Source organism: Bradyrhizobium macuxiense, assembly GCF_001542415.1.
In the GTDB taxonomy this organism is placed as follows: domain Bacteria; phylum Pseudomonadota; class Alphaproteobacteria; order Rhizobiales; family Xanthobacteraceae; genus Bradyrhizobium; species Bradyrhizobium macuxiense.
Genome location: NZ_LNCU01000118.1, coordinates 69020 through 80318 on the forward strand (window position 1 = coordinate 69020; position 11299 = coordinate 80318).

Annotated in this window: 9 protein-coding genes and 1 pseudogene; 8 read left to right on the forward strand and 2 right to left on the reverse strand. The window is 62.2% G+C overall.

Going from position 1 to position 11299, the window contains the following annotated elements; translation table 11 throughout:
* Window positions 1-1670: purine-cytosine permease family protein (locus AS156_RS45375; protein WP_430641836.1), on the reverse strand; the 1670-nt coding region annotated here is incomplete at its 3' end.
* A 224-nt stretch (window positions 1671-1894) separates the two neighbouring features.
* Here AS156_RS45375 and urtA point away from each other — a divergent pair.
* The 8 genes and pseudogenes from urtA (at window position 1895) to AS156_RS36595 (ending at window position 10275) form a co-directional block, all read left to right on the forward strand.
* Window positions 1895-3103 carry an urea ABC transporter substrate-binding protein gene (urtA, locus tag AS156_RS36560; protein ID WP_430641837.1) on the forward strand — a complete coding sequence of 403 codons (1209 nt, stop codon included), beginning with the start codon at window positions 1895-1897 and terminating at the stop codon, window positions 3101-3103.
* Window positions 3104-3221: 118 nt separating this feature from the next.
* Window positions 3222-4148: an urea ABC transporter permease subunit UrtB gene (gene urtB / locus AS156_RS36565; protein ID WP_066514601.1), complete on the forward strand. Its 927-nt coding sequence runs from the start codon at window positions 3222-3224 to the stop codon at window positions 4146-4148.
* Window positions 4149-4165: 17 nt separating this feature from the next.
* Window positions 4166-5299 (forward strand): urea ABC transporter permease subunit UrtC, encoded by a 1134-nt coding sequence (gene urtC / locus AS156_RS36570; protein WP_066514605.1) that lies wholly within the window; start codon window positions 4166-4168, stop codon window positions 5297-5299.
* A 12-nt stretch (window positions 5300-5311) separates the two neighbouring features.
* Entirely contained in the window at window positions 5312-6067 is a 756-nt protein-coding gene (gene urtD / locus AS156_RS36575; RefSeq protein WP_066514609.1) for an urea ABC transporter ATP-binding protein UrtD, read from the forward strand.
* A 189-nt stretch (window positions 6068-6256) separates the two neighbouring features.
* On the forward strand, window positions 6257-6946 hold the full coding sequence (gene urtE, locus AS156_RS36580) for an urea ABC transporter ATP-binding subunit UrtE (RefSeq protein WP_066514611.1): 690 nt from the start codon (window positions 6257-6259) through the stop codon (window positions 6944-6946).
* Between the two features lie 28 nt (window positions 6947-6974).
* A complete protein-coding gene (gene fmdA, locus AS156_RS36585; protein ID WP_066514616.1) occupies window positions 6975-8204 on the forward strand; it encodes a formamidase in 1230 nt (409 codons plus the stop codon).
* An 87-nt stretch (window positions 8205-8291) separates the two neighbouring features.
* A complete protein-coding gene (locus AS156_RS36590) occupies window positions 8292-8639 on the forward strand; it encodes an FmdB family zinc ribbon protein (protein WP_066514621.1) in 348 nt (115 codons plus the stop codon).
* Window positions 8640-8973: 334 nt separating this feature from the next.
* Window positions 8974-10275: pseudogene (locus AS156_RS36595) on the forward strand (MFS transporter).
* A 9-nt stretch (window positions 10276-10284) separates the two neighbouring features.
* Here the strand turns inward: AS156_RS36595 and AS156_RS36600 are convergent.
* On the reverse strand, window positions 10285-11299 hold a 1015-nt coding region (locus tag AS156_RS36600; protein WP_082747544.1), incomplete at its 5' end, for an IS630 family transposase.

Genomic DNA, 11299 nt, shown 5'->3' on the forward strand with positions numbered 1-11299 from the left:
GGCTGCGGCATCACCTTGCCCAACGCCTCGGATACCTGCGCGCCGATCCGCGCGTGCGGCTTGCAGAGATCGTGGCAGCGCGCATCGAGCGAGCAGCACAGCGAGCAGATCGGGCCGGCATAGGCCGGGCAGGCCGCCATATCCTCAGGCTCGAAGGAGTGCTCGCAGATGCAGCACTGGATCGATTCGATGTTCTGCCAGCTCCGCTTCGGCTTGCGCGCGATATAGTACTTGCCATCGGTCGCCCAGGCGATCAGCGGCGCCGCGATGAACGCGACCGCGAGTGCGACGAAGGCCGACAGCGCCTTCGCGGTCGGCCCGAACACGCCGTAGAACGCGCTGATCGATACGACGGTCGCGATCGTCATTGCGCCGACGCCGACCGGGTTGATGTCGCAGAGATGCGCGCGCTTGAACTCGATGTGCTGCGGCCGCAAGCCCAGCGGCTTGTTGATGACCAGATCGGCGACCAGCGCGCCGACCCAGGCGATCGCGACGTTGGAATAGAGCGCCAGCGTCTGTTCGAGTGCCTTGTAGACACCGATCTCCATCAACAGCAGCGCGACCACCACGTTGAACACCAGCCACACCACGCGTCCGGGATGCGAGTGGGTGAGGCGGGAGAAGAAGTTCGACCATGCGATCGATCCGGCATAAGCGTTGGTGACGTTGATCTTCACCTGCGACAGGATCACGAAAGTGCCGGTCAGCGCCATCGCCAGATCCGGCTGCGACAGGACGTAGCGGAAGGCTTCGAGATACATGTTTGCCGGCTCGGAGGCGTGTTCGGCCGAGACGCCGTGGCTTAGCGCGAAGAAGGCTAGGAAGGAGCCGGCGAGCAGCTTCAGCGCGCCGAGCACGATCCAGCCCGGACCTGCGCCGAGCAGGGCAATCCACCAGGCTTTTCGCGAGGTTGCGCGATCGCGCGGCAGGAAGCGCAGGAAGTCGACCTGCTCGCCGATCTGCGCGACCAGCGAGAACACGACGGAGGCTGCAGCGCCGAACAGCAGGAGGTCGAGATGGCCTGCCGGATCGCCGTGCTCGCCCGCGAATTTGCGCCATTCCGTGAACGAGTGCGGATTGGCCCAGGCGATCGCCGCGAACGGCATGACGTGGAGGACGATCCAGAGCGGCTGCGTCCAGAGCTGGAAACGGCTGATCAGCGTGATGCCGTAGATTACGAGCGGAATGATCACGACGGCGCTGATCAGGTAACCGATCGGCCGCGGAATGCCGAAGCACATGTCGAGCGCGCTGGCGAGGATTACCGCCTCGATCGCGAAGAAGATGAAGGTGAACGAGGCGTAGATCAGCGAGGTGATGGTCGAGCCGATGTAGCCGAAGCCGGCGCCGCGGGTCAGAAGGTCGATGTCGATGCCGCATTTGGCGGCGTGGTAGGCAATGGGCAGCCCGCACAGGAAGATGATGATGCTGACCACGACGATCGCAGCCGAGGCGTTCATCGCCCCGTAATTGAGCGTGATGGTGCCGCCGATTGCCTCCAGCGCCAGGAAGGAGATCGCGCCGAGCGCGGTGTTGGCGACGCGGGCGGCCGACCAGCGCCGAGCGCTCTTGGCCGTGAAGCGCAGCGCGTAGTCCTCCAGCGTCTGGTTCGCAACCCACTGGTTATACTGGCGTCTGACGCGGTCTATCCGCTGCCGCCCTGCCACGTCGCCCCACTCCTGATCCGGGATGTCCGGTGATCTGCTGGCAAATCCCGTACCAGAATCTACGTCGCTATTTTGCGGTGCAGTATACGCGATCTTGCGTATCAGTGCGGTGCACAAAACTGGGCAATCCTCCCCTCATCAATATGCGTTCTCGAACCAATGGGGTGCTCATGTCAGACGTATCGAAACCAGGCCTGCAGTCTCCGCTCCGGCGTAAGCTCTTGATGGGAATGGCCGCTTTGCCGGCCGTCTCGATGCTGTCCCGCCCCTCGTTTGCGGACGTGCCCGCAACTTCTGCGGTCAACACGACGGGACTTGCAGTCACTGATAGTGAAGTCACGGTCGGCATCCTGCATTCCGTCACCGGCACGATGGCGATCTCGGAGACCGGGTCTGTCGAGGCCGAGAAGCTCGCGATCGCGCAGATCAATGCCGCCGGCGGCGTGCTCGGCCGCAAGATCAAGTTCATCCAGGAGGACGGCGCCAGCGACTGGCCGACCTTCGCCGAAAAGGCGAAGAAGCTGCTCGTAAACGACAAATGCGCGGCCGTGATGGGCTGCTGGACGTCGGCCTCGCGGAAAGCCGTGTTGCCTGTGTTCGAGCAGTACAACGGCATGCTGTACTACCCGACCTTCTACGAAGGCCTCGAGCAGTCCAAGAACGTCATCTACACCGGCCAGGAGGCGACACAGCAGATCATCGCGGGGCTGGATTGGGTCAACAAGACCAAGGGTGCCAAGAGCTTCTACCTGCTCGGCTCCGATTACATCTGGCCGCGCACCTCGAACAAGATCGCGCGCAAGCACATCGAGAACCATCTGCAGGGCTGCAAGGTCGTCGGCGAGGAGTATTTCCCGCTCGGCAGCACCCAGTTCAACTCCGTGATCAACAAGATCAAGCTGACAAAGCCCGACGTGATCTACGCGATCATCGTCGGCGGCTCCAACGTCGCCTTCTACAAGCAGCTCAAGGCGGCCGGCATCGATCTCTCGAAGCAGACGCTGCTGACGATCTCGGTGACCGAGGACGAGATTGACGGCATCGGCGGCGAGAACATCGCGGGCGCCTATGCTTGCATGAAGTATTTCCAGTCGCTCGACAATCCCAACAACAAGGCCTTCGTGCCGGCGTTCAAGAAGATGTGGGGCGAGAAGACTGTCATCGGCGACGTCACCCAGGCTGCGTATCTCGGCCCGTGGCTGTGGAAGCTGACCGTGGAGAAGGCCCAGAGCTTCGACATCGACAAGATCGCGGCAGCCTCGCCCGGCGTCGAGTTCAAGGGCGCACCGGAGGGCTATGTGCGGATCCACGAGAACCATCATCTGTGGTCGAAGACCCGCGTCGGCCGCGCCAAGGCCGATGGTCAGTACGAACTGATCTACGAGACCGCCGATCTCGTCGAGCCGAACCCGTTCCCGAAGGGCTACCAGTGAGGCCGCGCGTCTAACGCGGGCTCTCACCCTCGATGCATCGCGGCATGGACGGAATGGTCCATGCCCGGATGGCGCGCCGCTGAGCCGCGGCGCATGCCCCTCGGATTGGAGGACGACAATGTTCGGCGATTATTCGATCAGCGATCTCGGCGCCATCCTTGCGATGCAGGGGTTCGCCGGGCTCATCCTGTTCTCCGTCTACGTGCTGATGGCGTTGGGGCTCGCCATCATCTTCGGCCAGATGGGGGTCATCAACATGGCCCATGGCGAGTTCATGATCCTCGGTGCCTACGTCACCTGGATGACGTCGAGCGCGGTGCAGAGCGTCGCGCCCTGGCTGTTCCCCGGATACTTCTTCATTGCGATGATGCTAGCCTTCGTCGCCTCGGGGGCGCTCGGCATGCTGGTCGAGTGGGCGCTGATACGGCATCTCTACAAGCGCCCGCTCGATACGCTGCTCGCGACCTGGGGGCTCAGCCTGATCCTGCAGCAGGCCTACCGCTCGATCTTCGGTGCGCGCGAGGTTGGTGTCGAACTGCCGGAATGGATGATGGGATCCTGGCAGGCGACCGACGCCATCCAGATCCCGATCAACGGCATGTTCGTGATGGGGCTGACCATCCTGATTACGATTGCGGTCTTCTACATTCTGTTCTGGTCGAGCTGGGGCAAGCAGGTGCGCGCCGTGGTGCAGAACCGCGTGATGGCGGGTGCCGTCGGCATCAACACCGAGAAGGTCGACCGCTACACCTTCGCGCTCGGCTGCGGCATCGCCGGCATCGCGGGCTCGGCCTTCACCATGATCGGATCGACCGGTCCGACTGCCGGCCAGCTCTACATTGTCGATACCTTCCTGGTGGTTGTGTTCGGCGGGGCTGCCTCGCTGTTCGGCACTATCGCCTCCGCTTTCTCGATCTCGCAGACCCAGTCGACGCTGGAGTTCTTCCTGTCGGGCTCGATGGCCAAGGTCATCACGCTGCTGACGATCGTCGCGATCCTGATGGTGCGTCCGCAGGGGCTCTTCGCGCTCAAGGTCCGCAAGTAAGAACAAGCAGGCTGGTCATGATCATCAACTCGCGCTTTTTCAACCGCTCCGAACTGATCGGCTTCCTCGCGCTCGCGGTCCTGCTGTTTGTCATCCTGCCGCTGTCGGTGGATATCTTCCGCCTCAACCTGGTCGCCAAATATCTGACCTACGCCTTCGTCGGCATCGGGCTGGTGCTGTGCTGGGGCTATGGCGGCATCCTGAGCCTGGGGCAGGGCGTATTCTTCGGCCTCGGCGGCTACTGCATGGCGATGTACCTGAAGCTCGAGGCGTCGAGCGTCGAGAACACCAAGATCCAGTCGACGCCCGGCATTCCCGACTTCATGGACTGGAACCAGATCACCTCGCTGCCCTTTTTCTGGAAGCCGTTCCACAGCTTCCCGGTCGCGCTGATGGCGATCATCCTGGTGCCGGCGATCTTCTCCTTGATCATCGGCGCTGCGATGTTCAAGCGCCGGGTCGGCGGGGTCTATTTCGCGATCATCACGCAGGCGATCGCCGCGATCATGACCATCCTGATCGTGGGACAGCAGGGCTACACCGGCGGCATCAACGGGATCACCGACCTGCGCACGCTGCATGGTTGGGATATCCGCACCGATCATGCCAAGTACGTCCTCTATTTCGTGGAGGTGGTCTTGTTGTTCGGCTGTATCGTCGCCGCGCAGTTCATCCGCCTGACAAAACTCGGGCGCATCCTGGTCGCGATGAGGGAGCAGGAGGACCGCGTGCGCTTCTCCGGTTACAGCGTCGCCAACTTCAAGATCTTCGCCTTCTGCGCTGCAGCCGTGTTCGCGGCAATCGGCGGAGCGATGTTCACGCTCGAGGTCGGCTTCATGTCGCCGTCCTTCGTCGGCATCGTGCCCTCGATCGAGATGGTGATCTACACCGCGGTCGGTGGCCGGATGTCGATCTTCGGCGCGGTCTGGGGCGCGCTGTTGGTCAATTTCGCCAAGACCAGCCTGTCGGAATCCTTTCCGCAGCTCTGGCTGTTCGGCCTTGGTGCGCTTTTCATCGCTGTCGTGCTGGCCTTCCCGAACGGTCTGTCGGGTATCTGGGCCGATCACATCCAACCACGCATTGATCGCCTCCTGGCGTCACGCAGGCCGAAGTCGACGAACTATGTCGCCGACGGCGCACCAGCCGAGTGAGGAGGGATCATCATGCGCGTCGGTCATCAACCCAAGGATTTCCTGCTTGCCGTCAGCGGTCTCACGGTGTCCTTTGACGGCTTCAAGGCGGTCAACGATCTCTCCTTCTACGTCGAGGAGAACGAGATCCGCGTCATCATCGGCCCGAACGGCGCCGGCAAGACGACCGTGCTCGACCTGATCTGCGGCAAGACCAGAGCCACCTCAGGCTCGATCCAGTTCCGCGGTCAGGAGCTGACCAGGCTGCGCGAGAACGAGATCGTGCAGGCCGGCGTCGGGCGCAAGTTCCAGACGCCTTCCGTGTTCGAGGATCTCACCGTGTTCGAGAACCTCGAAATTTCCTACCCCCGCGGCCGCACCGTGTTCGGCTCGCTGACCTTCCAGCGTGACGATGCGGTCAAGCAGCGGGTCGAGGAGGTCGCCGAGATGATCTTCCTGAAGGACCGTCTCAACACCTATGCCGACCAGCTCAGCCACGGCCAGAAGCAGTGGCTCGAGATCGGCATGCTGCTGATCCAGGATCCTGACCTCCTGATGCTCGATGAGCCGGTCGCCGGCATGAGCGTGTCCGAGCGCGCCAAGACCGCAGAGCTGTTGAATCGGATCATCAAGGATCGCTCGGTGCTGGTGATCGAGCACGACATGAAGTTCGTCGAGGACATCGCCCACAAGGTCACCGTGCTGCATCAGGGCCAGATACTGTCCGAAGGGACGATGGAGCACGTCAAGAACGACCCGAAGGTCGTCGAAGTCTATCTGGGTCATTGATGATGGTCACGCAAAGTCAAGTCGCGCGCTCGGTTCACCTCTCCCAACGGGAGCGGTCGAATTGCGAAGCAATTCGGGTGAGGGGACCAGCTCTCTCGTGGGGCCTGAAGGCCCTCACCCGGCGCTGCGCGCCGACCTCTCCCCGATGGGGAGAGGTGAAGACAAGCACTTACGCTTAGGAGCGAGTCAATGCTGGCAATCAATCATCTTCACGTCGCTTACGGCCAGAGTGAGGTGCTGCACGGCCTCAACGTCTCCGTCGCGCCCAACGAGATTGTTGCGATCATGGGCCGTAACGGTATGGGCAAGACCACACTGATGAAGTCGCTGATGGGAATCCTGCCGGCCAAAAGCGGTTCGGTGACCATGGACGGCGCTGAGCTCGGTGCGATGAAGAGCTACGAGCGCGTCGCGAAGGGGCTCGCCTATGTGCCGCAGGGCCGCATGATCTTCTCGACCATGACGGTGAAGGAAAACATCGAGACCGGGCTCGTGGTCTCCGGCGGCTCGGAAGTGCCCGGCGACATCTACGAGTTGTTCCCGGTACTTCTGGAGATGAAGGGCCGGCGTGGCGGCAATCTTTCGGGCGGCCAGCAGCAGCAGTTGGCGATCGCCCGTGCGCTCGCGACCAAGCCGAAAGTGCTGCTGCTGGATGAGCCGACCGAAGGCATCCAGCCGTCGATCATCAAGGACATGGCGCGCACCTTGAAGCGCATCCGCGACGAGCGGGGCCTCTCGATCGTCGTCTCGGAGCAGGTCCTCAGCTTCGCACTCGACATCGCCGACCGCGTGCTCGTGATCGAGAACGGCGAGATCGTCCGCGACGATCCGCGCGACAGCGTCGATGCCGCGCAGATCTCCAAGTATCTGTCTGTCTAACCGTCAGTAAACCAAGGGGAGCAACTCGATGCCCGATACACTGATCAAGGTCGATCTCAGCAAGTCGGCTTATGAAAACGACAGGATCCACAACCGCTGGCATCCGGAAGTTCCGATCGTCGAATGGGTCAGTCCCGGCGACGACTTCATCATCGAGACCGTCGACTGGACCGGCGGCTTCATCAAGAACAACGACTCGGCCGATGACGTGCGCGACATCGATCTGTCGATCGTGCACTTCCTGTCCGGCCCTATCGGCGTCAAGGGTGCCGAGCCCGGCGACCTCCTCGTCGTCGATCTTCTCGACGTCGGCCCGCTCAAGGAGAGCCTGTGGGGCTTCAACGGCTTCTTCTCCAAGCAGAACGGCGGCGGCTTCCTCACCGATCACTTCCCGCTGGCGCAGAAGTCGATCTGGGACATCAAGGGTCTCTACACGTCGTCGCGGCACGTCCCCGGCGTCAATTTCGCCGGCCTCATCCATCCCGGCCTGATCGGCTGTCTGCCCGATGCCAAGATGCTCGCGGCCTGGAACGCGCGCGAAGCCGAGCTGATCGCGACCAATCCGACCCGCGTGCCGGGTCTCGCCAATCCGCCGTTCGCACCGACCGCGCATGCCGGCCAGGCCAAGGGCGACGTCAAGGCCAAGATCGGTCTCGAGGGGGCCCGCACCGTGCCGCCGCGCGAGCATGGCGGCAATTGCGACATCAAGGATCTGTCGCGCGGCTCGAAGATCTACTTCCCGGTCTATGTGCCGGGTGGCGGGCTCTCGATGGGCGACCTGCATTTCAGCCAGGGCGACGGCGAGATCACCTTCTGCGGCGCTATCGAGATGGCGGGCTGGCTGCACATCAAGGTCGACGTCATCAAGGACGGCGTCGCGAAATACGGCATCAAGAATCCCGTGTTCAAGCCGTCGCCGATCACGCCGAACTACAAGGATTTCCTGATCTTCGAAGGCATCTCGGTCGACGAGGCCGGTAAGCAGCACTATCTCGATGTCCACATCGCGTATCGCCAGGCCTGCCTGAATGCGATCGAGTATCTGAAGAAGTTCGGCTACTCCGGCGCCCAGGCCTATTCGATCCTCGGCACCGCGCCGTGCCAGGGCCATATCTCCGGCGTGGTCGACGTGCCGAACGCCTGCGCCACGCTGTGGCTGCCGACGGAGATCTTCGACTTCGACGTGATGCCGTCGTCGGCGGGGCCGATCAAGCACATCAAGGGCGACGTGCAGATGCCGATCTCGCCTGACAAGTGATGCCTTCTGGAAGGCTGCGGGGCGGCGTTCTGATCGCCTCGCAGCCTTCGCCTGGAGACGCCACGCTCAACCGCGCAAGGATCAAAGATGCCAATCTACGAATATCTCTGCAACGACTGCGGTCCGTTCACCGACATGCGTCCGATGGCGGAGTGCGACCTGCCGCAGGACTGTCCGCAGTGCGAGGCGACGTCGCCGCGCGTGATCCTGACGGCGCCGGCGTTCTTCTGCATGCCGTCCGACAAGCGCAAGGCCCACGCCACCAACGAGCAAAGCCGGCATGCGCCCAAGACACTCGACCAGTACAAGGCCGCACACGGCCCGGGCTGTGGCTGCTGCTCGACCGGCAAGAAGAAACCGGCGCGGTTGATGACGAAGACCAGAAGCGGAGCGAAGGGCTTTCCGACCGCACGCCCATGGATGATCAGCCACTAGGTTGTTGCAACCGTGTCGCTGTTTGTTCGTCCGATTTGGCCCGTTGTTTGGTCCGGAGCGATTGGTCGGGCAAGAGTTTGCTTGGGCGCACGAGCCGACGCGTGACGCGACCGCATAATGCCCGTGAATAGTGCAATTCCGTAAATCCATTGGAGTCCGGCGCGAGCGCTAGAGCATGGTTCCCCGATAAACAAGCGCTGGGCGCGCGTCGGGGATCGAAATGCAAGCAGGATCGGCCAACTCTCAAGTCACAGGCGTCAACGCCGGCGCGTGGCTCGATCGGCTGCCGATTTGTGCGTTCCATTGGCGCATTCTCGCTCTCATCGGGGCGGGGATGTTTCTTGATGCCTTCGATATCTATCTCGCCGCGGGCGTGTTGGCCGCCGTGCTGAAGGAAGGGTGGTCGACCCTCCAGCTCAACGCAACCTTCGTGTCGGTCACCTTCATCGGGATGACGCTGGGCGCCTGGTTCTTGGGCATTCTGGGCGACCGGTTTGGCCGACGATTCACCTATCAAGCCAATCTCGCGATTTTCGGCCTCGCGTCCATTGCTGCGGCACTGGCGCCGAGCATGACTGTGCTGATCGCCTGCCGATTTGTGATTGGATTGGGACTCGGTGCCGAGATCGTCGTCGGCTAGGCGACATTGACCGAGTTCGTTCCGGCGTCATCACGTGGACGTTGGATCGGATTGCTGGCGGTCATCACCAACATCTCTCTTTTTGCTTCTTCGATGGTCGGCCTGTGGGTGATCCCGAACCTGGGCTGGCGCTACATGTTCGGCATCGTCGGCGTCCTGGCGATGATCGTTTGGGTTCTTCGCAAATCGATGCCGGAATCCCCGCGCTGGCTGGCTGCGCATGGCCGGGCAGGAGAGGCGGAGAGCGTGCTTCGCGCGATCGAGGCTGAAGCCGCCCGTAATGGGCCGTTGCCGCGGCCGGAAACCGCGGTCCGCGAAGAGCAGCCGGCGGGGTCGGTCTGGAGATTGTTCCAGCCGCCGTATCTTGGGCGCACCTTGCTTGGCTGCCTGCTTCATGTCGTGGTCGGCTTCAGCCTCTACGGGTTCATCGGCTGGCTGCCGACCTTCCTGGTCAAGGACGGTCATAGCGTGGTGTCCTCGCTCGGATACACCACCCTGATGTCGCTTGGCGGCCCGGTGGGATCGCTGATCGGCTTGGTCTTGGCAGATCGTGTTGGGCGGAAGGCGTCTATCGTCGGATCATCGCTTGCCGCCGCCGCGTTCGGCATCGCCTATCCGTTCGTGCCGGACGGGGCCGCACTCGTGGTGGTCGGCTTCTGTCTCGTATCGGCGATCTACGTCATGCTGGCGACGGGATTTGCAATGCACGTACCCGAGCTGTTTCCGACACGCTATCGCTTGCGCGGAACGGCAGTTTGTGCGACGGCCGGCCGCATTGCGATGTCACTGGTGCAGTTCGCGGTCGTCGCCATTTTCGCCTGGCAGGGATTGCTCGGGGTATTGGGAACGCTTGCAGGCGTCCTTGTCTTTCAAGCCCTGGTGTTTCTGATGTTTGGCTTCGAAACAAAGGGGCGCGCCCTGGAGGACGTCACGCAAATGACGGGAGATCGGGTGGAGACGAATGCGCGCGGTTCAGCCGCGGAGGTTGGCATCTAGTACCCGGAATCAGAGTTGATTGATACGGCGGCCCTTGAAACGGCGTTGACGGATCTTTTTCTTGGTCCAGACGAAGGGCTCGGCTTTGTCGTTGTAGGCGTTGACGTAGGCATCGATGTGTTCCTGAAGCTGCTTGAGGCTTGTGAAGGAGGTGCCGCTGAGCGACTGCCCCTGCAGGATTGAGAACCATACCTCGATCTGGTTGAGCCAGGACGCACTCGTCGGTGTGAAATGGAATTGCACATTGGGATGGGCCTTGAGCCAGCTCTCATTCTTCTTGTGGGTGTTGAGGTTGTCGAGGATGACGTGAAGCTTTCGGCCCGGAAAGGCCGCGGTGAGGCTGTTCATGAAATCGAGAAACTCGACACGGCGACGGCGTTTTGAATGCGTAGCGATGATCTTTCCGGTGGCGACTTCGAGCGCTGCAAACAATGTCGTGGTGCCATGCCGCTTGTAATCGTGGCTCTGGCCGGTCAAGGCGCGGCCATTGGGCAACTTCAGATAGCCCTGCGCTCGCTCCAAAGCCTGGATCGAGGGCTTCTCGTCCACGCAGAGCACAATAGCCTTCGCCGGCGGGGCGACGTAAAGGCCAACGACATCGGCGGCTTTGGCCGTAAAGTTCGGGTCGTTGCTCTCACACCAGGACTTGCGAGCCGCGAGGTCAATCTTGTGGCTGCGCAGGAACCGCCAGACATATTGGACGTCAACATCGCCTAGCGCCTCGGCCAGCAGAGGGCCGGTCCAGCGCGCAAACCCTTGCGGGGGCGGCTTATCCAGCAGCTTCAGAATCCGCTTGTCGGTCGTCTTCGTATAGATCGGCTGCTTGCCGGGCCGCGGCTTGTCTTGCAGCCCTTCAAGGCCTTGGTCGGCATAGCGATGCCGCCAAACGCTGACAATCCGCGGCTGGACCCCAACTTCCTTGGCGATCGACCGGGTGCTGCGCCCGTCCGCCGCTAACAGGACTATCCGCGCCCGCTTCAAATCGCGCTGCAATGTCATCGGTGAGCGACAACACGCCTCAAGC